21 protein-coding genes are annotated in these 22,674 nt (G+C 74.6%); 9 read left to right on the forward strand and 12 right to left on the reverse strand.

The features are described 5' to 3' along the window. The first annotated feature begins 35 nt into the window (after positions 1–35). Positions 36–557: a GNAT family N-acetyltransferase gene (locus ACI795_RS06920; RefSeq protein WP_457074644.1), complete on the forward strand. Its 522-nt coding sequence runs from the start codon at positions 36–38 to the stop codon at positions 555–557. 3 nt (positions 558–560) lie between these two features. Here ACI795_RS06920 and ACI795_RS06925 read toward each other — a convergent pair whose 3' ends face one another. Then, entirely contained in the window at positions 561–2,165 is a 1,605-nt protein-coding gene (locus ACI795_RS06925) for an LCP family glycopolymer transferase (RefSeq protein WP_457074645.1), read from the reverse strand. Positions 2,166–2,452: 287 nt separating this feature from the next. On the opposite strand from ACI795_RS06925, the gene ACI795_RS06930 reads away from it, so the two are divergent. From ACI795_RS06930 to ACI795_RS06940, 3 genes are all read left to right on the forward strand, one after another. Next, on the forward strand, positions 2,453–3,415 hold the full coding sequence (locus ACI795_RS06930) for an acyl-ACP desaturase (RefSeq protein ID WP_457074646.1): 963 nt from the start codon (positions 2,453–2,455) through the stop codon (positions 3,413–3,415). Positions 3,416–3,448: 33 nt separating this feature from the next. Then, on the forward strand, positions 3,449–4,249 hold the full coding sequence (locus ACI795_RS06935) for an exodeoxyribonuclease III (protein WP_457074647.1): 801 nt from the start codon (positions 3,449–3,451) through the stop codon (positions 4,247–4,249). A gap of 74 nt (positions 4,250–4,323) precedes the next feature. Next, the gene (locus tag ACI795_RS06940) at positions 4,324–4,473 is read left to right on the forward strand and encodes a hypothetical protein (RefSeq protein ID WP_457074649.1); all 150 of its coding nucleotides are present in this window, start codon (positions 4,324–4,326) and stop codon (positions 4,471–4,473) included. 19 nt (positions 4,474–4,492) lie between these two features. On the opposite strand, the gene ACI795_RS06945 is transcribed toward ACI795_RS06940, so the two are convergent. Beyond that, a complete protein-coding gene (locus ACI795_RS06945) occupies positions 4,493–5,347 on the reverse strand; it encodes a PP2C family protein-serine/threonine phosphatase (protein ID WP_457074651.1) in 855 nt (284 codons plus the stop codon). Between the two features lie 178 nt (positions 5,348–5,525). Between ACI795_RS06945 and yaaA the strand changes: the two genes are divergently transcribed. Further along, positions 5,526–6,284: a peroxide stress protein YaaA gene (gene yaaA, locus ACI795_RS06950; RefSeq protein WP_457074652.1), complete on the forward strand. Its 759-nt coding sequence runs from the start codon at positions 5,526–5,528 to the stop codon at positions 6,282–6,284. 42 nt (positions 6,285–6,326) lie between these two features. Next, positions 6,327–7,739: an amidase gene (locus tag ACI795_RS06955; protein WP_457074655.1), complete on the forward strand. Its 1,413-nt coding sequence runs from the start codon at positions 6,327–6,329 to the stop codon at positions 7,737–7,739. A gap of 25 nt (positions 7,740–7,764) precedes the next feature. Here ACI795_RS06955 and ACI795_RS06960 read toward each other — a convergent pair whose 3' ends face one another. The 3 genes from ACI795_RS06960 to ACI795_RS06970 form a co-directional block, all read right to left on the reverse strand. Beyond that, on the reverse strand, positions 7,765–8,217 hold the full coding sequence (locus ACI795_RS06960) for a PGPGW domain-containing protein (protein WP_457074657.1): 453 nt from the start codon (positions 8,215–8,217) through the stop codon (positions 7,765–7,767). A gap of 29 nt (positions 8,218–8,246) precedes the next feature. Beyond that, on the reverse strand, positions 8,247–13,172 hold the full coding sequence (locus ACI795_RS06965; protein ID WP_457074659.1) for an NAD-glutamate dehydrogenase: 4,926 nt from the start codon (positions 13,170–13,172) through the stop codon (positions 8,247–8,249). 72 nt (positions 13,173–13,244) lie between these two features. Beyond that, positions 13,245–13,634: a phage holin family protein gene (locus ACI795_RS06970; RefSeq protein WP_457074661.1), complete on the reverse strand. Its 390-nt coding sequence runs from the start codon at positions 13,632–13,634 to the stop codon at positions 13,245–13,247. Between the two features lie 186 nt (positions 13,635–13,820). On the opposite strand from ACI795_RS06970, the gene ACI795_RS06975 reads away from it, so the two are divergent. The 3 genes from ACI795_RS06975 to ACI795_RS06985 all read left to right on the forward strand — a co-directional run bounded on the left by ACI795_RS06975 (position 13,821) and on the right by ACI795_RS06985 (position 17,048). Further along, positions 13,821–14,537, forward strand: coding sequence for a TVP38/TMEM64 family protein (locus ACI795_RS06975; protein ID WP_457074663.1), 717 nt, complete (start codon positions 13,821–13,823; stop codon positions 14,535–14,537). Positions 14,538–14,785: 248 nt separating this feature from the next. Then, a complete protein-coding gene (locus tag ACI795_RS06980) occupies positions 14,786–15,973 on the forward strand; it encodes an AAA family ATPase (RefSeq protein WP_457074664.1) in 1,188 nt (395 codons plus the stop codon). Between the two features lie 127 nt (positions 15,974–16,100). Continuing rightward, a complete protein-coding gene (locus ACI795_RS06985; RefSeq protein ID WP_457074666.1) occupies positions 16,101–17,048 on the forward strand; it encodes an alpha/beta fold hydrolase in 948 nt (315 codons plus the stop codon). Positions 17,049–17,054: 6 nt separating this feature from the next. Here the strand turns inward: ACI795_RS06985 and ACI795_RS06990 are convergent, their stop codons facing one another. The 7 genes from ACI795_RS06990 to ACI795_RS07020 all read right to left on the reverse strand — a co-directional run bounded on the left by ACI795_RS06990 (position 17,055) and on the right by ACI795_RS07020 (position 22,640). Next, on the reverse strand, positions 17,055–18,767 hold the full coding sequence (locus tag ACI795_RS06990) for a SpoIIE family protein phosphatase (RefSeq protein WP_457074668.1): 1,713 nt from the start codon (positions 18,765–18,767) through the stop codon (positions 17,055–17,057). Positions 18,768–18,934: 167 nt separating this feature from the next. Continuing rightward, on the reverse strand, positions 18,935–19,423 hold the full coding sequence (locus ACI795_RS06995; RefSeq protein WP_457074669.1) for a hypothetical protein: 489 nt from the start codon (positions 19,421–19,423) through the stop codon (positions 18,935–18,937). Further along, a complete protein-coding gene (locus ACI795_RS07000) occupies positions 19,420–19,782 on the reverse strand; it encodes a response regulator (RefSeq protein ID WP_457074671.1) in 363 nt (120 codons plus the stop codon). The genes ACI795_RS06995 and ACI795_RS07000 overlap by 4 nt, the downstream gene beginning before the upstream one ends. Then, positions 19,779–20,300 (reverse strand): chemotaxis protein CheX, encoded by a 522-nt coding sequence (locus ACI795_RS07005; protein WP_457074674.1) that lies wholly within the window; start codon positions 20,298–20,300, stop codon positions 19,779–19,781. Before ACI795_RS07005 ends, ACI795_RS07000 begins: the two co-directional genes overlap by 4 nt. After that, entirely contained in the window at positions 20,297–20,683 is a 387-nt protein-coding gene (locus tag ACI795_RS07010; RefSeq protein WP_457074762.1) for a response regulator, read from the reverse strand. The genes ACI795_RS07005 and ACI795_RS07010 overlap by 4 nt, the downstream gene beginning before the upstream one ends. A 2-nt stretch (positions 20,684–20,685) precedes the next feature. Continuing rightward, entirely contained in the window at positions 20,686–21,510 is an 825-nt protein-coding gene (locus ACI795_RS07015; protein WP_457074675.1) for a CheR family methyltransferase, read from the reverse strand. Next, the gene (locus ACI795_RS07020) at positions 21,507–22,640 is read right to left on the reverse strand and encodes a protein-glutamate methylesterase/protein-glutamine glutaminase (RefSeq protein ID WP_457074677.1); all 1,134 of its coding nucleotides are present in this window, start codon (positions 22,638–22,640) and stop codon (positions 21,507–21,509) included. The genes ACI795_RS07015 and ACI795_RS07020 overlap by 4 nt, the downstream gene beginning before the upstream one ends. Positions 22,641–22,674 lie beyond the last annotated feature (34 nt).

The following is a 22,674-nucleotide window of genomic DNA, read 5'->3' on the forward strand; positions in this document are numbered from 1 at the left end:
CTGCGGCCACGCCGGGCCCGGGGCAGCATGCCGGCGTGATCATCCGCCGCGAGCAGCCGGCCGACGCCGGACGCGTTCGTGAGGTGCACCGCGCGGCGTTCGCGCCGCCGGACCTCCCGGACGGCGGAGAGGCCGTGGAGGTGCGGCTGGTCGACGAGCTCCGCGCGGACCCCGGCTTCCTGCCCCACCTGGCGCTCGTCGCGGTCCAGGGGGATCAGGTGATCGGGCATGTGCTCGCCACCCGCGGCCGGCTGGAGCCCCTCGGGGTCCCCGCGCTGGGCCTGGGGCCGCTCGGGGTGCTCCCCACCGCCCAGCGGCGCGGCGTCGGGACCGCCCTGGTGCACGCACTGCTCGCCGTGGCCGAGGCGTGCGACGAACGGCTGGTCGTCCTGCTGGGCGCACCGGCGTACTACCGGCGGTTCGGGTTCCGCCCCGCCGCCGAGTTGGGGGTCACCGCCCCGGACCCGCACTGGGGCGAGCACTTCCAGGCTCGACTGCTGGGCCCGGCGACGCCGCCGGGCACCTTCCGGTACGCCGCACCCTTCGACCGGCTCTGAGGCTCAGCTGCGCTTGGTCGGCGGCTTGCCGGCGTCCAGCGCCTCCCGCGCCTGGGCCGGGTCGTAGGCGCAGGCGTCGGTCACCTCGGCGGCCGGGCTCGCGGCCGCCGAGGTGCCCGGCGAGCTCGACGCGGCCGGCGGACTCGGCGCAGCGGCGGAGCTCGACGGCTGCGTGGCGCCGGCCGGCGGCGCGGTGGTCCCGGCTGCTGCGTCGCCGTCCGACGGCGGCTGCAGCGCCTCCTGCACCAGTGACCGGATGCGGTCGTAGTCCGGATAGGCCGGGGTGATCACCGTGTCGTCGAAGACGACGCTGCGGATCTCGGTGTCCTGCACGAGGAAGGCCAGGTCGACGACGTCGTCCAGCAGCGACTGCGGGATGTCGGTGGAGACGATGTCCTGCGTCGTCGCGGCCAGCTCCCGGTACCGGGACAGCAGGGTCACCGGGTCGGCGGACTCGACGATCGCGTCGATGACGCAGCGCTGGCGGTCCATCCGCTGGTAGTCCGAGAGCCCGTAGCGGCCCCGGGCGAAGTCCAGCGCGCGCGGGCCGTCCATGTGCTGGTCCGGGCCCGGCGCGATGTAGTCGTCGGGGAGCTCCTGACCGACGATGCCGTTGACCGGGACCCAGTAGTTCACGTTGACCGTGATGCCGCCCAGCGCGTCGACCAGCCGGCTGAACCCCTCGAGGTTGACCAGCACGAAGTAGTCGATGTGCAGGCCCAGCGCCTCGCCGACGCCCAGCTTGAGCATGTCCGCGCCGAGGTCGTCGGTCGGCCCCAGGATGTCGGGGTACCAGGCCGGGCCGTTGCGGTACACGGCGTTGAGCAGGCTCTCGCTCTCGCTGCCGACGTCGAACCCGTCGGGCCAGACGTCGTGCAGCGGGCTGTCCTCGGGGAAGGGCAGGTCCTCGAGGTTGCGGGGCAGGCTGAACAGCGTCGTCTGCCCGGTGCGGGTCTGGATGTTGGCGACGATGACGGTGTCGGTGCGCACCCCGTCGCGCCCCTCCCCGCCGTCGCCGCCGAGCAGGAGGACGTTGACCTCCTGCTGGTCCCCGAAGGGGTGGTCGTCGTCCACCGGCTCGGTGACGGTGGCGCTCTCCCGGTCGGCGAACACCGTCTCGACCAGGTCGCGCTGCGCCAGGGCGGCCCCCACCGCCTGGTGGGTCGGCCAGGCGATCCCCGCGCAGAGGACCAGGACCACCCCGGCGCCCACCGCCTGCTGCCAGGGACGGAGCCGGCGCGGGCGCAGCACGAGGTACCCGGCGACCACCATCACCGCCCAGGCCACGGCGAGCACGACCATCCCGACGACCACCCAGGTGAGGGCGGTGGAGTCCACGGCCACCCGGACGGCGTCCCGCCAGCCGCCCAGCCCGAGCCACACCAGCCCGGCCATCAGCAGCCCGAACACGACGAGGACGGCGGCGCCCAGGCGGCGCCGGCCACCGGCCACCAGGGCCGTGCCCGGCAGGACGGCGCCGACGACGGTGAGCCACAGCGCGGAGCCGAAGCCGCGGACGGAGTGCCGGCCGTGGCCGCGGACGGCGGTGGCGCCGGCGGGTGGCGGGGGTCCGGAGGTGCGGGCCGGGCCCGACGGGTCGTCGCTCACGCAGCCGTCGTCCCCTCGCAGCACCCGATCATCCCGCCCATGCTCCCACCGTGGGCGGGTGCCGTGCGCCGGATCCACCTGTGGATCACCCGTCCGGGCCTGCGATGTCGACGGTGCGTCCTCGCATGATCACGGTCAGCCCACGTTCCCGGGCGCGGCTGCGACCGGGGGAACGACCTGCGGACTGCACCGGCCGAGCCCTGGGTAACCGGGGAGAGCGGCGCCGCCGCCCACGTTGTTACGGTTGCGTAGGTTACGAGACCGTAGGTCAGATCCCAGGAGGACCCGTGCCGCAGACCCCGTCACAGTCCGCGCTGCTCATCGAGCTCGAGTCGGTCGTGGAGGAGAACCTCAACCGCCATCTCGGGCTGGCCCAGGAGTGGCACCCGCACGACTACGTCCCCTGGTCCGAGGGGCGCGACTTCGGGTTCCTCGGGGGCGAGGACTGGTCGCCGGAGCAGTCGAGGCTGGACGAGACCGCCAAGGCGGCGATGTTCACCAACCTGCTCACCGAGGACAACCTGCCCAGCTACCACCGGGAGATCGCCACCCAGTTCGGCCGGGACGGCGCCTGGGGCACCTGGGTGGGCCGCTGGACGGCGGAGGAGAACCGGCACGGCATCGCCCTGCGGGACTACCTCGTCGTCACCCGTGGGGTCGACCCGGTGGAGCTCGAGCGGGCCCGGATGGACTACATGACCTCCGGCTACGACTCCGGCGACAAGACCGCGCTGGAGACGGTCGCCTACGTGTCCTTCCAGGAGCTCGCCACCCGGGTGAGCCACCGGAACACCGGCAAGGCCACCGGCGACCCGATCGCCGACCAGCTGCTCGCCCGGATCGCCAAGGACGAGAACCTGCACATGGTCTTCTACCGGAACATCGTCTCCGCGGCGTTCGAGATCGACCCCGACGCCACCATGCGCGCAGTCGCCGACGAGGTCATGCGGTTCGAGATGCCCGGGGCCACCATGGCCGGCTTCCGCAAGAACTCGGTGATCATCGCCAAGGCCGGCATCTACGACCTGCGCCTGCACCACGACGAGGTCATCTCCCCGGTGCTGCGCGCCTGGAAGGTGTTCGAGCGGACCAACCTCGGCCCCGCGGGCGAGCAGGCCCGCGAGGAGCTGGCGCAGTTCATGGTGGGGCTGGACGCCCAGGCGACGAAGTTCGTGGAGAGCCGCGAGCGGCTGCGCGCCCGCCAGCAGGCCCGGCAGGACACCCAGCTCACCCCGCTCCCCCAAGCCTGACGACGGCGCCGGGCCCACCTAGGCTCGGTCCCCGTGCGCCTGGCGACCTGGAACGTGAACTCCATCCGCAGCCGCGTCGACCGGGTGGAAGCCTGGCTGCAGCGCAGCGACGTCGACGTCCTGGCGCTGCAGGAGACCAAGTGCAAGGACGAGCAGTTCCCCGAGGAGCGCTTCCGCGCGCTGGGCTACGAGGTGGCCCACGTCGGCTACTCGCAGTGGAACGGCGTCGCGCTGCTGTCCCGGGTGGGGCTGACCGACGTCGAGGTGGGCTTCCCGGGGATGCCGTCCTGGGCCAAGGAGGGCGCCGAGCCGGCCGCCGAGGCCCGGGCGCTGGGCGCCACCTGCGGCGGGGTCCGGGTGTGGAGCCTCTACGTGCCCAACGGCCGCACGCTCACCGACCCGCACCTGCAGTACAAGCTGGAGTGGCTGGAGGCCCTGCGGGTCAGCGCCGGCGGCTGGCTGACCGAGGACGCCGAGGCGCAGGTGGCGCTCGTCGGTGACTGGAACATCGCCCCGCAGGACGACGACGTCTGGGACATCTCGGTGTTCAGCTCCTCCACGCACGTCTCCGAGCCGGAGCGGGCGGCCTTCCGCGGCGTGGTCGAGGCCGGGTTCACCGACGTCGTCCGGCCGTACACCCCGGGGCCGGGCGTCTACACGTACTGGGACTACACCCAGCTGCGCTTCCCCCGCCGCGAGGGCATGCGCATCGACTTCGTGCTGGGCTCCCCCGCGCTGGCCCGCCGGGTCAGCGACGCCCGGATCGACCGCGAGGAGCGCAAGGGCAAGGGCGCCAGCGACCACGCCCCGGTCGTCGTCGACCTCGCCGACTGAGTCGCCGGCGGCTGGCGTGCGACGCCGCCGGTACGCCACCCGCGCACAGCGACGAGCCCTGCTGATGCGCGACGGTGGCTGCCGGCACGCAGCCGCCGTCACTGCTCCCCCACCCGGGCTCCCTGCCCACCGCCCTGCCCTCCGACGGCGAGCGGATGGACCTGCGCCACGCGGCGTGGGCACTCATGGCCCACGGAGACGTGGTGCGCCGCCGGGCGGCCTGAGGGCCGGACACCCTGCGGGTCAGTGCGGGCGGTGCTGGACCAGGCCGACCGGCACCGGGCCGGGCCAGTCGGCCTCCAGTGCCTCGGCGGTCTCCTCGCGCAGCTCCTGCGCCGCCCCCACGGTGCACAGCCGCTGCGGCAGCGGGCCCTCGGTCGATCGCACGTCGGCGACGACGACGGTGATGTTGTCCGTCGGCGGTCCGGCGAGCGCGGCGTCCCGCAGCGCCGCGGCCGCGTCGGCCGGGGTACCGGTGCCGAGCAGCCCGGCGATGACGTCCGGGGGGACGACGTCGGAGAGGCCGTCGGAGCAGACCATCACCCGATCACCGGGGGCGGCGTCCAGCCGGATCACGTCCAGCGCGGCGACGTCGTCGTCCGCGCCGTGCAGCGCGGCGTAGACCGCCGACCGCTGCGGGTGCACCCGGGCCTGGGCCGGGGTGAGGCTGCCGGCGTCGATCAGCGCCTGCACGAGGGTGTGGTCGGTGCTCACCTGGGTCAGCTCACCGGCCGAGAGCAGGTAGCCGCGGGAGTCGCCGATGTGCAGCAGCACCAGACCCTCCGCGTCGACGTGCATCGCGGTGAGGGTGGTCGCCATCGTGCGCAGCCGCGGGCGCTCGGTGTAGGCGGCGCGGATCCGCTCGTTCGCGCTGGCCACCACCCGGACCGGGTCGTCGGCCCCGTCCCCGGTGCTGCCCACGGCCAGCGGCGCGAGCCAGGTGGCGACCAGCGAGGAGGCGACCGCACCGCCGACGTTGCCGCCGACCCCGTCGGCGATCGCGACCAGCAGTGGCCCCCCGACCGCGGAGTCCTGGTTGTCCGGGCGTGGACCGCGGGTGGAGACGGCTGCGCTGTCCAGCACGAGCACCGTCTCCACCTCCTGACCTGCAGAACTCCACCCCGGGCACTGCGCACGGCAGTGATCGAGGACGTTAGATGACCCGACGGCGCATCGCCCGCGAGCAGCGCCGTACGCCGCCCGCGGCTCCGGGCGCCCCGACAGCCTGCCACCGCGGTGTCCGGGCACCGACCGCCGCCCCGTACCGTCGGACGACGTGCTCGTCCTGCTGCCCCCGTCGGAGACCAAGCAGCCCGGTGGCGAGGGTCCCCCGCTCGACCTGGCGGCGCTCACCGCGCCGGAGCTGACGCCGATCCGCGCGCAGTTGGTCGGCGCGCTGGTCGACCTCGCCGCCGACGTCCCGGCCGCCCGCGCCGCGCTCGGGCTCTCGGCGAAGCAGGACGAGGAGATCACCCGGAACGCCGCGCTGCGCACCAGCCCGACGATGCCGGCCATCGAGCGCTACACCGGCGTGCTCTACGACGCGCTGGACGTCCGGTCGCTGACCCGTGCCCAGCGGTCCCGCGCCGCCGGCCGGCTGGCCGTGGGGTCGGCGCTGTTCGGCGTCGTGCGGGCGGGCGACCCGGTGCCGGCCTACCGGCTCTCAGCGGGCTCGGCGCTGCCCGGCCTGCCCACCCTGCGGTCGCTGTGGAAGCCCGCGCTCACCGACGTGCTGGCCGGCACCGGCGAGCTCGTCGTCGACCTGCGCTCGGGCGCCTACGCGGAGCTGGCCCCGGTGCCGGACGCGGTCACCGTCCAGGTGCTCAGCGAGCGGCCGGACGGCACCCGTGCGGTCGTCTCGCACTTCAACAAGGCGCACAAGGGACGGCTGGCCCGCCTGCTGGCGACGACGACGGCCGAACCGGAGTCCGTGGTGCGCCTGCGCGCGCTGCTGCGCCGCAACGGGTTGCACGTGGAACACGACGGCGGCAGCCAGCTCACCCTGATCGTGCCGGTTGACGCGGTCACCCGGTGAGCACGGTTACTCACCGCTGAGAGACCGGCTAGCGTCGCCGGGGTGAGCGACGACCTGTGCACCCGCCCGGCCACCGAGCTGGCGGCGCTGATCCGCTCCCGGCAGGTGAGCGCCCGCGAGCTGCTGGAGGCCCACCTGGCGCGGATCGACCGGCTGGACCCGGCGCTCAACGCGATCGTGACGCTGGATCCCGAGGGCGCCCGCGCCGCGGCCGACGCCGCCGACGCCCAGCTCGCCGCCGGCCAGCCCGTCGGCCCGCTGCACGGCCTGCCGGTGGCGCACAAGGACACCCACCAGACCGGCGGCATGCGGACGACGTGGGGCTCGCCCCTGCACGCCGACACCGTGCCCGCGCGCGACGAGCTGGCCGTGGCCCGGCTGCGGGCCGCCGGCGCGATCCGGGTGGGCAAGACGAACGTGCCGGAGTTCGCCGCCGGATCACACACCTTCAACACCCTCTTCGGTGCCACGCACAACCCCTACCGGCACGGGCTGTCGGCCGGCGGGTCCTCCGGCGGGGCGGCCGCAGCGCTGGCGGCCGGGCTCGTGCCGCTGGCCGAGGGCAGCGACATGGGCGGCTCGCTGCGCAACCCCGCCGCCTTCTGCAACGTCGTGGGGCTGCGCACCACCCCGGGCCGGGTGCCCACCCACCCGGCACCGATCGGCTGGTCGCAGCTGTCGGTGCAGGGCCCGATGGGCCGGACCGTCTCCGACGTCGCCCTCCAGCTGTCGGTGCTGGCCGGCCCCGACCCGCGGGTGCCGATCTCGCTGTCCGAGCCCGGGCACCCCTTCGCCGCGCCACTGCCCACCGAGCTGACCGGCCTGCGGATCGCCTGGACCCCGGACCTCGGCGGCCGGGTGCCGGTCGACCCGGCGATCACCGAGGTCCTCATGGCCCAGCTCGGGGTGTTCCGGGACCTGGGCGCGATCGTCGAGGAGGACTGCCCGGACCTGCGCGACGCCGACGAGGTGTTCGGGGTGCTGCGGGCCTGGCTGTTCGAGGCGAGCTTCGGCGACCAGGTGCGGCGGAGCCCGGAGATGTTCAAGCAGACGATCCGCTGGAACGCCGAACGGGGCGCGGAGCTCACCGGGGCCGACGTCGGCCGGGCCGAGGTCGCGCACACGAAGCTGTACGAGCGCGTCGTCGCCTTCTTCGAGCGGTACGACGTGCTGCTCGCCCCGACCACGCAGGTGCTGCCCTTCCCGGTGGAGGTCGAGTACCCCACCGCGGTGAACGGGGTGGAGTTCGACGACTACCTGGGCTGGATGCGGTCCTGCACGCTGATCTCGGCCACCGGGTGCCCCGCGCTGTCGGTGCCCGGCGGCTTCACCGCCGACGGGCTGCCGGTGGGCCTGCAGGTCGTCGGCGCCCCCCGGGCGGACCGCCGGGTGCTCGAGGTCGGGCACGCCTTCGAGCAGGCCACCGGCCACGGCCTGCGCCGTCCCGAGCTCTGAGGAGGCCGCGGGTCGAGCCGGCGGCTCAGTCCTGGTGGGGCGCCGCCGCGCGGTAGGCGCCGCCGCTGCCGGGGACGCCGGCCGGGCGGTGCGCCCGCTCGACCTGGACGTGCTCTTCGTGCCGGGCGAAGACCACGGTCCCGACGAGGAAGAGCCCGGAGATGATCAGCACGACGGCGGTGAAGGCGTTGGCGAACGGGATGTCCACCCCGATCAGGGTGAGCACGCCGAGCGCGGCGAGGGCGAGTGCGGCGAGCACCGCCCCGGCAGCGCGCCACGGACTGCGGCCGACCTCCTCGATGCCCTCCTCGGCCTTCTCCCGGGCGTAGTCCAGCGGCTTCTTGGCCCAGGAGAAGCGGGTGGCGAGCACCGCCAGGCCGGCCGCCACGAGCACGAAGCCCGGCCCGGGCAGCACGAGGAGGGCGATGCCGGCGAGGGTCAGCAGGCCACCCAGGACGGCGACGACGACGGTCTTCACCGTCCGGTTGTGCCCCGCCGATCAGTGGGTCATGCGCGCCGGCGCAGGCCGCGCAGGGTGCGCACGGCGACGAGCAGCTCGGCGAGCTCGTGCCGCTCGCCGGTCGCCAGCTCCTCCAGCTGCACCGCGGCGCGTTGCTGGGCCACGTCCCAGGCGTCGGCCCACCGGCCGACCAGGGCGTCCGCCGGCTCGTCGTCCGACCGGCGCAGGCCCAGCACATCGGCGGCGAGCGTCACCTGCTCGGTGGCGAGGTCGTCGCGCAGCGAGGTGCGGGCGATGGAGTCCCACCGGCGGTTGCGGGGCAGCGCGATGACCAGCTCCCGCAGCGGGACCAGGCCCAGCCGCTCGCCCAGGCACTGGGCCACCTGGGCGGCCAGCGCGATCGGTGCGCCGGTGGTCTCGGCGACCACCGCGAGGTCGAGCGCAGCCGGCAGCAGCGGCGCGACCGCCACCTGCGCGGCCAGCTCCGCGGGGACGCCGTCGGCCTGCAGCGCGGCGGCCCGCTCCGCGTAGCCGGCGGCGTCGGCGCCCAGCAGCCACCCGGGCAGCCCGGCGGAGACCTCCGCGACGGGCCCGGTGAACCGGTCGACGACGGCCTGCAGCGACGGCGCGGGCTCCGCGGTCAGCTCCGGCAGCCGGAGGAGCCAGCGGGTGGCCCGCTCGGCCAGCCGGGTCGCCTCGGTGCGCAGGTGCACCTGGGTGGCCGCCGGCACCCGGTTGTCCAGCTCGCGCGGCGCGTCCCAGAGCCGGTCGACGTCGAAGACGGCCCGGGCGACGGCGTGGGCCCGGACCACCGCCGCCAGCGGCGCCCCGGTCTCCTCGGCCAGCCGGAACACCCCGGTGACGCCAGCGGTGTTGACGGTGCGGTTGGTGAGGACGGTCGCCACGATCTCCCGGCGCAGCGGGTGGTCGGCCAGCGCTGCGGCGAACCGGCCGCGCAGCGGACCGGGGAAGTACTCCTGCAGCAGCCCGGCCAGCGCCGGGTCATCGGGCAGCCCGGAGGCGAGCACCGCGTCGCCGGCCTCGATCTTGGCGTAGGCCAGCAGCACCGACAGCTCGGGGCCGGTCAGCGCCAGCCCGTCCCGGCGGCGCTCGGTGATCGCCCGGTCGTCGGGCAGGAACTCCACCGCCCGGTCCAGCCGGCCCCCGCGCTCCAGCCAGCGCAGGTAGCGCTGGTGGGCGTCGAGCAGGCCCCGCGCGGCCGCGGCCTCGCCGGCCAGCGTGGCGTTCTGCGCGTGGTTGTCGGTGAGCACGGCGGCCGCGACCTCGTCGGTCATCTCGGCCAGCAGCCGGGCCCGCCCCCCGGCGTCCAGCCGACCCTCGTCGACCACCCGGTTCAGCGCGATCTTGATGTTGACCTCGTGGTCGGAGGTGTCCACCCCGGCGGAGTTGTCGATGGCGTCGGTGTTCAGCCGCCCGCCGGTCAGGGCGTACTCGATCCGGCCGCGCTGGGTCAGGCCGAGGTTGCCGCCCTCCCCCACCACCCGGACGCGCAGCTGCCCCCCGTTGACCCGGACGGCGTCGTTGGCCTTGTCGCCCACGTCGGCCGCGCTCTCCGTGGCCGCCTTCACGTAGGTGCCGATGCCGCCGTTGAACAGCAGGTCGACCGGGGCGAGCAGCACGGCGCGGACCAGGTCGACCGGGCTGAGCGAATCGACGCCCGCGGGCAGCCCGAGGGCCTCGCGCATCGGCGCGGACACCGGCACCGCCTTCGCCGTCCGCGGCCACACCCCGCCGCCGGGGCTGATCAGCGACCGGTCGTAGTCCGCCCAGGAGGAGCGCGGCAGGCCGAACAGCCGCTGCCGCTCGGCGAAGGAGGTGGCGGCGTCCGGCGTCGGGTCGACGAACACGTGCCGGTGGTCGAAGGCGGCGACCAGCCGCAGGTGCTCGGACAGCAGCATGCCGTTGCCGAAGACGTCGCCGGACATGTCACCGATGCCGACGACGGTCACCTCCTGGCTCTGCACGTCGACGCCGAGCTCGCGGAAGTGCCGGGTGACCGACTCCCAGGCACCCCGGGCGGTGATGCCCATGGCCTTGTGGTCGTAGCCGACCGAGCCGCCGGAGGCGAAGGCGTCGCCCAGCCAGAAGCCGCGTTCGATCGCCACCGCGTTGGCCAGATCGGAGAAGGTCGCCGTCCCCTTGTCGGCGGCGACCACCAGGTAGGTGTCGTCACCGTCGTACCGGACCACCCGCTCCGGCGGGGCGACCTCCCCCTCGACCAGGTTGTCGGTGAGCGAGAGCAGGGCGCCGATGAACAGCCGGTAGCAGGCCTGCCCCTCGGCCAGCACGTCGTCCCGCGAAGCGCCCTCACCCGGCGGCCGGAGCGGGACGAACCCGCCCTTGGCGCCGGTGGGGACGATGACGGTGTTCTTCACCGTCTGCGCCTTGACCAGGCCGAGCACCTCGGTGCGCAGGTCCTCGCGGCGGTCGCTCCAGCGGAGCCCGCCCCGGGCGACGGCGCCGAAGCGCAGGTGCACCCCGAGCACCCGCGGGGAGCTGACCCAGACCTCCCGGGCCGGCCGCGGCTCGGGCAGGTCGGGCACCCCGGTCGGGTCCAGCTTCAGCGCCAGCGGCGCGCGCCCGGCGACGACGTCGGCGGTGTACGCCGTGGTGCGCACGGTCGCCCGGACCGCGGCGAGCAGCGCGGTGAGCACCCGGTCGGCGTCCAGCGACGCCACCTCGCCGATCGCCTCGGTCAGCGAGGTGACCAGCGCCTCGGTGCGGGACTCGCGCCCGGCGGCGCGGTCGGGGTGGAAGCGGGTCTCGAACAGCGCCACCAGCCGGGCGACGATGCGCGGGTGGGCGGCGAGTGTCTGCTGGAGGTAGTCCTGGCCGAAGGGCAGCCCGCCCTGGCGCAGCCACTGCACGTAGGCGCGCAGCACCGCCACCTGCCGCCAGGTGAGCCCGGCCAGCAGCACCAGGGCGTTGAGCCCGTCGTCCTCGGTGCGGCCGGCCCAGACCGCGGTGACCGTCTCGGTGAACCGCTCCGGGAGGGTGCCCGCGAAGGGCACCTCGTCGGTGGTGGAGGCCAGCCCGAAGTCGTAGACCCAGGCCAGCGGGGCGCCGATCCGGTCGATCTCGTAGGGCCGTTCGTCGAGGACGTCGACGCCCATGTGCTGCAGCACCGGGAGGACGTCGGACAGCAGCAGCCGGTCCCCCACCCGGTAGATCGTCAGCCGTCGCTCCCCCTCGGCCGGGTCCCGCGGCGAGCGCAGGCGCAGGTCCATCTGCCCCGGTGCGAGCCGGTCCAGCCGGGCCAGGTCGTCGACGGCGACCGCCGCCGGGAAGTCCTCCTGGTAGGCCGCGGGGAAGGCGTCGGCGACCCGGGCGAGCAGCCGGGGGGCTCCGTCGCCGTGCCGGGCGGCCAGCGCGTCGGCCAGGTCGTCGGTCCAGCTGCGGGCGGCGCCGGCCAGCGCCGTCTCCAGGGCCGGCACGTCGACGTCCGGCAGCTGCGGCAGCCCCCGCCGGCTGACCGGCACCCGCACGACGAAGTGCAGCCGGGTGAGCACCGACTCGCTGGAGCGGACGGTGAACTCCACCGCCGTCCCGCCCAGGTGCTCCAGCAGCAGCTGCTGCATCGCCAGCCGGACGGCGGTCGTGTAGCGGTCCCGGGGCAGGTAGACCAGCGCGGAGAAGAACCGGCCGAACGGGTCGCGGCGCAGGAACAGCCGGGTCTGCCGGCGTTCGCGCAGGTGCAGCACGGCCAGCGCCACCGGCAGCAGCTCGTCGACGTCGACCTGGAGCAGCTCGTCGCGCGGGTAGCTCTCCAGGACGTCGAGCAGCTCCTTGCCCGAGTGGCTGTCGGCCGGGACGCCGGAGCCGGCGAGGACGGCGGCGGCGGTGCGGCGCACCAGCGGCACGTCCCGGACGCTGCTGGCGTAGGCCTCGGTGGGGAACAGGCCGACCAGCAGGTGCTGACGCGCCCGGCTGCCGGGGGCGTCGCTGGGCAGGTCGACGACGACGAGGTCCAGCCAGGCGGGGCGCTGCACGGTCGACCGGGCGTCGCCCTTGGTCACCAGCACCCGGTGGCCGGTGCCGCCCCGGGCGGCCAGCGCGGCCGGGGCGACGGAGGTGGCCCGGTCGGGGGAGCTGCGCAGCACGCCGAGCTCCGACCCGGGCACCACCTCGGGAGTGGCGTCCTCCCCCACCAGCTCCACGGTCCGGGCGCCGAGGAAGAGGAACGTCCCGTCGGCCAGCCAGCGCAGCAGGGCCGCGGCCTCCGCCGGGTCGTCGGCCGGGTGACCGGCGGTGCCCTCGCCCGGGCCGACGGGGAGCCGGTCCAGCGCGGCCGCCACCGAACGGGCGCGGTCGGCGAGCGCAGCGGCGTCCTCGTGGGCCCGCCGGACGTCGGCGAGCACGCCGGCGAGCCCGGCGACCAGGTCGGCGGCGGCCTCGTCGTCGACCTGGCCGGCGAGCACCACGGCCATCCACGACTCGGCGGCCGCGTCCGGGCCGCTGGCGGCGGCGTCGGCGCTGTCGCAGAAGGCGGTCAGCGCACCCTCGGCGTCCCGGCGGACCACCACGACCGGGTGGACGACGTGCTCCACGGCGACGCCCTGGCGGACCACCTCCGCGGTGACCGAGTCGACCAGGTAGGGCATGTCGTCGACGACCACCCGCAGCACGGCCCGGCCGTCGGCGGTGCGGTGGACGTCGACGGTGGCGGTGCCCGGCGGCCGGGAGGCGGCCAGCGTGAGGTGGGCCAGGGCGAGCGCGGCGAGGTCGGCGGGATCGTGCCCGACGATCTCGGCAGCCGGCTCCCCGGCGTAGAAGCGGTGCAGCAGCGCCGCGGTGTCGGCCGGCGCGGGGGGGACGGGACCGGCGGCCGGCTCAGCGGCGAGCGTGCCGGCGGTCTCGGCCGCACGGTCGAGCAGGCGGCGCTTCTCCTGCTGGGCCGCCTCGAGCGCGGCCATGTCGGCACCCACGTCGGAGGACGAGCCGCGGCGGACCATGTCCGGCCACGCTAGTGGCCGCTCTCCCGGGCCGCACGCACATCGGCGAGCCGGGCGCGGCACGCCGCAGGCTCAGCCGGCGCGGACCTTCAGCGGCAGGATCAGCTCGGCGATCCAGCTGAACAGCGCGATCAGGAAACCGCCGACGAGCGCCGCCCAGAAGGTCTCCACGCTGAACCGGTCGGAGATCAGCGCGGTCAGGCCGAGCATCGCCGCGTTGATCACCAGCAGGAACACCCCGAGGGTGAGGATCACGAACGGCAGCGACAGCAACCGGACGATCGGCCCAACGATCGAGTTGACCAACGCGAACAGCAGCGCCACCCAGAGGTAGGTGCCGGTCTCGCCGAAGAACCCGGTGGGGTTGCCGATCACCTCGATCCCGTCGACCAGCCGGGTGACGGCGTAGATGATCGCCGCGAGCACGACGACGCGGAGGGCGAACTTCCCGATCGTGGCCACGGCAGCACGCTAGCCCCCGACGATCAGCGCAGGGCTCTGTTCGGTCGTCTAGTGCACTCTCGCGTCTCTGCTAGAGAAGTGCAGACACCTGCAGCAAGCTCGGGTGCCGGACGCCTCCGCAGCAGGTGGCGCGCCACCTCCCGGCCGGCCCGCCCTGGTCGCGCACCCCGGCACACTGGGCGGACCATGACCGACCAGGCCCGACGCCGCCGACTGCCGGCCCCCGCCGCCGGCCGGGCCGCACTCCTGGCCGCCCTGCTGCTGCTCGGCGCCGCTGTCGCCCTGGTCGTCGACGTGCCCGGGGTGGGCGAGGTGCGCGCCTGGCTGGACGACGCCGGACCCGCGGGCTGGGCAGGGTTGCTGGCCGGCTCGGCCCTGGCGACGCTGGCCCCCGTGCCGCGGACGGCGCTCTCGGTGCTGGCCGGGGTGCTCGCCGGGTTCTGGGGCGGTCTCGCACTGGCGCTGACCAGCGGCGTGCTCGGCGCGCTGGCCGGCTTCACGCTCGCCCGGCTGCTCGGTCGCGAGGCGGTCACCCGCCTGGCCGGGCCGCGACTGGCCCGGGCCGATGCCCTGCTCACCGACCGCGGCGTGGTCGCGGTGCTGGTCGCCCGACTGGTGCCGGTGCTGCCGTTCACCGTGGTCAGCTACGCGGGCGGCCTCTCCGGGATGCGCCTGCGCGACCACCTCCTCGGCTCGGCCATCGGCCTGATGCCGGGCACCGTGCTGCACGTCGCGGTGGGGGCGAGCGTGGGTGCGGCGGGTGTCGGCGACGGCCGGACGCTGCTGCTGGCCCTCGTGCCGCTCACCCTGGCGTTCGCCGTCCTCGCCGGGCTGCACTGGCGGCGACGCCGCGCTGCGCCCCACCAGGACGGCGCGGCTCTGCCGCCGTCTACCGATCTCTAGGGCAGGGCGAAGAGAGTCGGAGACAATGCTCGTCATCGCGACCTCCCCTGTCGGCGCCCCCGCTCATTCGAACACACGTTCGACGACTCTGCTACTCTCGTCCACGACGCAGCCGAGCGGCTCTGCCGCCGTCTCAGCACGTCTAGTGCTGGAGCTAGACAGCGACAGACGACGGTCGAGAGGCCGCCGCATGCCCTCGTCTACGCGTTTCTACCGTCGCGGCTATACGAGGCCATAGGCTGCTCGACATGGACCCCGTGCGGAACCCGTACGCCCCCGGCGCCGGTCAACGACCACCCGAGCTGGCCGGCCGGGACACCGAGCTCTCCGCCTTCGACGTCGTGCTCGAGCGGATCGCGCACGGGCGGCCGGAGCGGTCGCTGGTGCTCACCGGCCTGCGCGGGGTCGGCAAGACGGTCCTGCTCAACCAGCTGCGCTCGGCGGCCATCAGCCGCGGCTGGGGCACCGGGAAGATCGAGGCCCGACCCGACCAGTCGCTGCGCCGTCCCGTCTCCTCGGCCCTGCACATGGCGCTGCGGGAGCTCCGCCACCCCGACCAGGAGTCGATGGAGGCGGTGCTGGGCGTGCTCAAGGCCTTCGCCCTGCGCGGCTCCGACGCGTCGGCGAAGGTGCGCGACCGCTGGCAACCGGGGATCGACGCCCCCGCCAGCAGCGGCCGGGCCGACTCCGGCGACATGGAGATCGACCTCGTGGAGCTGCTCAGCGACGCCGCCGGCCTGGCCGCCGATGTCGGCAAGGGCATCGCGCTGTTCATCGACGAGATGCAGGACGTGCAGACCCCCGACGTGTCGGCGATCTGCGCGGCCTGCCACGAGCTGTCCCAGCAGGGAGCGCCGCTGATCGTCGTCGGCGCCGGCCTCCCCCACCTGCCCGCGGTGCTGTCGGCGTCCAAGAGCTACTCCGAACGGCTGTTCCGCTACCTGCGGATCGACCGGCTGGACCGCCCCGCCGCCGACCGGGCGCTGCTGGCCCCCGCCGAACGCGAGGACGTCACCTTCGAGCCCGAGGCGCTCGACGCCCTCTACGCCGCCGCCGACGGCTACCCCTACTTCGTGCAGGCCTACGGCAAGGTCACCTGGGACGTCGCCGCTTCCTCCCCCGTCACCGCGGCCGACGTCGCCATGGCCGCCCCCGCCGCCGAGGCCGAGCTGGCGGTCGGGTTCTTCGGTTCCCGGTACGACCGGGCGACCCCCGCCGAGCGCGAGTACATGCACGCCATGGCCGAGCTCGGCGGGCCCTCGGGCAGCCCGGTGGCGACGGCGGAGGTGGCCGCGGCCCTGGGTCGCAAGCCGGCGTCGCTCTCCCCCGCCCGCGACTCGCTGATCAAGAAGGGCCTGGTCTACTCCGCCGAGCGCGGGCAGATCGCCTTCACCGTGCCGCACTTCGGGCGTTACCTGCTCAGCCACGCCGAGTGAACCCGCCGTCCGCCGCGGGCTTCCTCGGCGGCATCGCGGTGGCCAGCGGGGGCCGTCCTGACCACCGCACGGGAGCACCGCCCCTGTTCCACGTGCAACCACCGGCCCGCCGGGGCAGGGTGATCACATGAGCGCGACCGGGAGCAGCAGGTACGACGTCCGCACGCCCGAGGAGATCACCGTCCCGGTGACCGGTGGTGACCTGGCCGCGCTCTACTGGGCCGCCGATGCCCCTGCCTCTCCCCTGGTGGTGCTGCTGCACGGCATCACCTCCAACGCGGCGACCTGGGCGTCGGTGGCCGCGGCGCTGGCCGGGGAGTGCGAGGTCGTCGCCCCCGACCTGCGGGGTCGCGCCGGGAGCGCCGGCCTGCCCGGCCCCTACGGCTTGGCCGCGCACGCCGCCGACGTCACGGCCCTGCTCGAGCGGTTCGGTGCCGACGCCCAGGGCGGAGCCGACGCCACGGTGCTCGTCGGGCACTCGATGGGCGGCTTCGTCGCCACCCTGGCCACCGCCGGCGAGGCCCGCGACCTGGTGCACGGGCTGGTGCTCGTCGACGGCGGGCTCCCCTTCGCCGTCCCCCCGGCCGCCGACACCGACGCGATGCTCGCCGCCTTCCTCGGCCCGACGCTGGACCGGCTGGACCGCACCTATCCCGACCTCGCCGCCGTGCGGGACTTCTGGGCCGACCACCCGGTGATCGGCCGGTGGGTCGACGACCCCACCGTGCAGGCCTTCCTCGCCCGCGATCTCACCGGCCAGCCGCCGGAGGTGCGCAGCTCGGTGGTGCACGAGGCCGTCCGGGTCGACGGGGCGGACATGCTGCGCAACCAGGCGGTGCTGGAGACGACGACGGACCTGCCGGTGCCGGCCACCCTGCTGTGGGCCACCCGCGGCATGGACGGCGAGGTGCCCGGCCTCTACGACGAGGTGCGGCTGGCCGGGATGAACCTCTCCGACGCGCACGTGCGCGCCCGCGAGGTGCCCGGCACCGACCACGACTCGATCATCTGGTCGGCCGAGGGCGTGGCGGCGGTGGCCGAGGCGGTCCGGGCCGCTGCGGGCGCGGACCGCTGACGCCGGTCAGTCCCGCGCGCCCACCGGGTGGCAGCGCACCGCCAGCACGGCGACGTCGTCCTCCGCGCCGTCGGCGAGCAGCTCCTCCAGCAGCTCGTCGCAGAGCCGCTCCAGCGACTCCCCCGCCAGCCGGGACACCGCCGTGCGCAGTCGCTCGCGGCCGGCGTCCAGGTCGCTGGTCCGCCGCTCGAAGAGGCCGTCGGTGAACAGCAGCAGGGTGCTGCCCGGTGGCAGCTCGGTCAGCTCCTCGCCCCGGGCGCCCTCCAGGCCCAGCCCCAGCGGCGGCCCCACCGGCGCCTCGAGGTCGGTCACCGTGCCGTCGGGGAGCACCAGCAGCGGCATCGGGTGCCCCGCGACCGCCCAGCGCAGCCGGCGCACCCCGGCGGCCCGGTCGGCGTCGTCGGTCTCGATCCGGGCCACCAGCGCGGTGGCGAGGGAGGCGACGTCCAGGCCGACCACGGCCCGGTCCACCCGCCGCAGCGCCTCCCCCGGGCCGGTCTGCCGGTCGTAGGCGATGGCCCGCACCAGGGTTCGCAGCTCGGCCATCGTGGCGGCCGCCTCCAGGTCGTGGCCCATCACGTCGCCGATGACCAGCACGGTCGCGCCGTCGGGCTGGAGGAAGGAGTCGTACCAGTCGCCGCCGATGGAGATGCCCTGCGCCGCCGGGCGGTACCGGACGGCCAGCTCCAGGTCGTCGGGCTGCACCGGCGGGGACAGCAGACTGCGCTGCAGCCGCTCGGCCACCCGGGTCTGCGCGGTGGCCAGCCGGGCGTTGTCCAGCGCGAGCCCGGCCCGCCGGGACATGATGTCGGCGGTGCGCAGCTCGGCGTCGGTGAACGGACCCCGCTCCGGGCCGGTGACCAGGGTGACCGCGCCGAACACCTCGCCGCGGGCGACCAGCGGGAACGTCGCCACCGAGTGCACCCGCAACGGCTCCAGCGCCTCCCTGGCCGCCGGGGTGGTCATCGCCGCCACCTGCCACGGCTCGATGTCCTGGATCACCACCGGCCGGCCGGCGCGCAGGGCGGTGGGCACCGGCGCGACCGCCTGGTTGGTGCGGGCGCGCAGGTCGGCGTACCGGTGCATGTGCGACACCATCGCCGGGTCGCGGTGGGCACGTCCGACGTCCCGCCGGACGCCGTCCTCGATCACGCTGACCAGGCACCAGTCGGCCAGCGGGGGCACGACCAGCTCCGCGAGGCGCTGCACCGCCTCATCGGTGTCCAGCGTCGCGGTCATCGCCTGGCTGATGTCCCCGAGCAGCATGAGGTGCCGACCGGCGAGCTCGGCCGCGTGCCCGGCTGCGGCCGCGCGCTCGGCCTCCTCCTCGCGGGCCGCGACCGCCTCGGCCCGGGCCTGCTCCGCCGCCCGCCGCTCGGTCACGTCGTCGTAGGTGACGACCAGCCCGGCGGCCGCGCGGAAGGCGTCCACCCGGAACCAGGCGCGCAGCGGCGGGTACCAGGCCTCGAAGGCAACCGGCTCGCCGGTGCGCGCGACGTGCTCGTAGTGCCGGGCGAACTCGCTGCCGACGGCCTCCGGGAACTCCGCCCAGATCCCCCGGCCCACCAGGTCCTCGACCCGCCGCTGCAGCAACCGCGCACCGGCCGGGTTGATGTAGCTGAAGCACCAGTCGTCGTCCAGCACGAACAACGGCCGGGGCATCACGTCGATGGCCTGCGCCAGCAGGTCGCCCGGCGGCGCCGCGCCGTCCGGGCTCATGCCGGTCACTCTGCCCCATGGCAGGGACCTCGCCGTACCACCCGCCCCGGATTCCGCGCGGCGCGTCCCTCCGGCGGGTGACGAACGACGGGACCGGGGGAGCTCAGCCGTCGTCCTGACGGCTGAGCTCCCCCGGTCCCGGGGTCGTGCTGGGTGTCGCGGGACGGTCAGTGCGCCGTCACGATGGACAGCGAGCCCGATCCGTAGCCGGCGACGTCGACCTTCAGGTCGATGCGGTTGAACGCCGCGGCCAGACCCGCGATGTCCCCGGGAACGGCCTCCCCCGGCGCGTGCAGCGTGTGCAGCTTCGAGTGGTTCACGCCCTCGCCGTTGAACATCGAGGCGGCGATGTTCACCACCTCGTACAGCGCCTCGAGGTGCATCGGGTAGAGCTCGCCCTCGTCGATCGCGTCCTCGAGGCCGCCCTTGGGGAGCAGCGCGAGGGCGCCGGCGAGCCAGGCGCCGAGCCGCAGCTCGACCAGGCAGAGCGCGGTGGTGGCCATGGTCGGGTCGACGTAGACGGCGACGGCGGGCTTGTCGTTCAGCGAGACCGGGTCACCGGGGGAGACCACGACCTCCTTGCCGAAGAGGCCCTCGAGCATGTCGCGGACGTCCTTGGCGGTGGGCAGCGTGGCCGGCTGCAGGGCGGCGGTCACGCGATCACCCCGTCCAGCGCGTCCTTGAAGGTGTCCTCGTTGAACGGCTTGGCGATGAGGAAGAGGGCGCCGGCGTTGGCCGCCTTCTCCCGCATCTCCGGGGAGCCCTCGGAGGTCACGAAGCCGAAGGGCACCTGCGACCCGGAGGCGCGCAGCGCCTCGAGGCACTCGATGCCGGTCATGTTGGGCATGTTCCAGTCCGACAGGACCAGGTCGGGGGAGTCCGACCCGACCTTGTCCAGGCACTGGCGGCCGTCCTCGGCCTCGATGATGTCGTGGTCGTCGTACCCGGCCTGGCGCAGGGTGCGGATCACGATCTGCCGCATGACACGGCTGTCGTCGGTCACCAGGATCTTCACTGCTGCGGCACCTCGTTCCGCTCGGTGTCCGGCGCCACGGGGGCGCCCTGGACGGTGATGGTCAGGGACTGGCCGCGCCACTGGCCGTTGATTCGGCAGACGTCGTCGAGCCGCCCGGTGGGCGGTGCGACGCCGGTCTGGGGGAGCCCGAGGCTGGAGGGCCCGGGCAGGACGGACTTGATGTTGCCGCCGAGGACGTTCGCCAGTTCGCCCAGCGCGTCCTCGACGTCCTCCTCCTCCACCAGGGTCGGCGGGCGGAGCATGAGGACGCTCTCGGTGAGCGCCTCGGCCGTCTCGCTGTCGCAGGTGAGGACGACGGCGCCGTTCCACGGGCCGGAGATCGTCACCCACGCGCTGACCGGCTCGAGCGGCGGCGGAGCCGGGACGGGGATGAAGACCTCGCCGTCGCCGACCAGGGACGGCCAGACCTCGTCGGCGATGCTCTGCACGGTCTGCGCGTCGAGCAGTGCGGAGATCGGCTGGGCACTCGGGACCAGGGCCATCTCAGGGGCGGTCATGCGGGGGCACCTTCCGGGAGCAGGCCGAGGAGCGCCAGCTTGTCGCGGAGCGCATCGGCGGTGAACGGCTTGATCAGGTACTCGTGCGCCCCGGCGGCCAGGGCCTTGACGATCTGCCCGTGCTCGCTCTCGGTGGTGACCATCATCAGCGTCACCTGGCGGTGGGCCGGGTTGGCGCGCACGGCGACGACGAACTGCAGCCCGTCCATCACCGGCATGTTCCAGTCGATGCAGCAGATGTCCGGGACGAAGCCGGACTCCAGGACGTCGAGGGCCTGGCGGCCGTCGCCGGCCTCCCGTACCTCCTCGAAGCCGAGATCGGTCAGGATGCTGCCGACGATGCGCCTCATGGCGCGGGAGTCGTCGATCACGAGGGCTCGCACGGTCAAGACCCCTTCCTCGGGCGGTAGGCGGAGCCGCGGCCGAGGACGACCCGCTCCCAGTTGTCGTCGACGCCGAGAGTGGTCTCGGCAGCGCCCAGGAACAGCCACCCGTCAGGTCGCATGAGCTGGCGGACGCGGTTCAAGATCCCCTGCTTGGTGGGGAGGTCGAAGTAGATGAGCACGTTGCGCAGGTAGACCACGTCGAACGGCCCGAGCCGGGGCAGCGGCGCGGCGAGGTTGCACTCGCTGGCGGTCACCATCCGGCGCAGCTCGGGCGAGATCTCCCACTCGTTGCCGGCCCGGGTGAAGTGCCGGACCAGCATCGGCGCGGGGAGCCCGCGGTTGACCTCGAGCTGGCTGAACCGGCCGGCCCGGGTCCGCTCGACCATCTCCCGGGAGAGGTCCGTGGCGGTGATCGACACCCGGCCGGCGGCGTTGGGCAGCACGTCGGACAGCAGCATCGCGATCGTGTAGGCCTCCTGCCCGCTGGAGCAGGCCGCCGACCAGATCTGCAGCCGCTCGTTGGGCCCGCGGGCGGCGAGCAGCTGCGGCAGCACCGTGCCGGTCAGCGCGGTGAACGGGTCGCCGTCGCGGAACCAGGAGGTCTCGTTCGTGGTGAGGGCCTCGACGATCCGCCGGGTGGTCGCCGGGTCCGGGCGGTTGCGGACGGACTCGACGAGCTCGCTGACCCCGGAGAGGCCGCGCTGCTGGGCCATCGGCAGGAGCCGGGCCTCGACCAGGTACTCCTTGCCGGGCTGCAGCACGATGGCGCTCTCCCGGTGCACCAGCTGGCGCACCCAGTCGAAGCTGGTGGCGGTGAGCGTCATCGCGTGCCTCCCATGGTCGTGAGGGGGCGGACGGTGCCGCCCGTCGGGCGGGGGTGGGGGAGCAGGCGGGTGATCGCCTCGGCGACCCGGCCCAGCGGGAGGACCTCGTCGGCGAAGCCGGCCTGGGTCACCGCACCGGGCATGCCCCAGACCACGGAGGTGGCCTGGTCCTGGGCGACGACGGTGCCGCCGGCGTCCCGGATCTGACCGGCGCCGATGCGACCGTCGGAGCCCATGCCGGTGAGGACCACCCCGAGGACGGCGCCGTCGTAGGCGGCGACCGCGGAGCGGAAGAGCACGTCGACCGCGGGGCGGCAGAAGTTCTCCGGCGGGGCCTGGTTCAGCGCCGTGCGCTTGTTGCCACCGCTGGAGCTGACCGTGAGGTGGTAGTCGCCGGGAGCGATGTGCACCGTGCCCGGTGCCAGCGGGGTGCCGTCGACGGCCTCCACGACCTGCAGCGGGCACAGCCGGTCCAGCCGCTGGGCGAACTGCCGGGTGAAGACCGGCGGCATGTGCTGGACGAGCAGCACCGGCACGGGCAGGGACGCCGGCAGCAGTGGCAGCACCTTGGTGAGCGCCTCGGGGCCACCGGTCGAGGAGCCGATCACCAGGACGGCGGGCTCCTTGGCGGCGCGGGTCCGCGGTGCCGGCGGCCGGGGGGCCACCGCCGCGGGCGCGGGCGCGGCAGCCGGACCAGAGGTGATCGGGCGCCCGGTGAGCGCCTTGATCTTGGGGATGAGCTGCTGCCGCACGCTCTCCATCGACTGCGCCACGCTGCCGACGTTGGCCGGCTTGGTGACGTACTCGTTGGCGCCGGCGGACAGCGCGTCGAGGGTGGCCGAGGCCCCGCGCTCGGTGAGCGTGCTGAACATGATGATCGGCACCCGGCTGTGCGCCTGGCCACCGGCGCGGCTGCGGATGGCCCGCACCGCCTCGATGCCGTTCATGTCCGGCATCTCGATGTCCATCGTGACCAGGTCGGGCTTCAGCTGCTCGAGCTTCGCCACCGCGATCCGGCCGTTCGCAGCCGTGCCGACGACCTGGATCATGGGGTCCTCGGAGAGGACGTCCGTCACGATCTTGCGGACGACGACCGAGTCGTCGACCACCATGACCTTGATCTTTTCCACGCGCTCCCCCGCTGCCGATGTACCGGCCAGGTGG

The sequence above is a fragment of the Modestobacter sp. SYSU DS0290 genome (genome assembly GCF_054050955.1).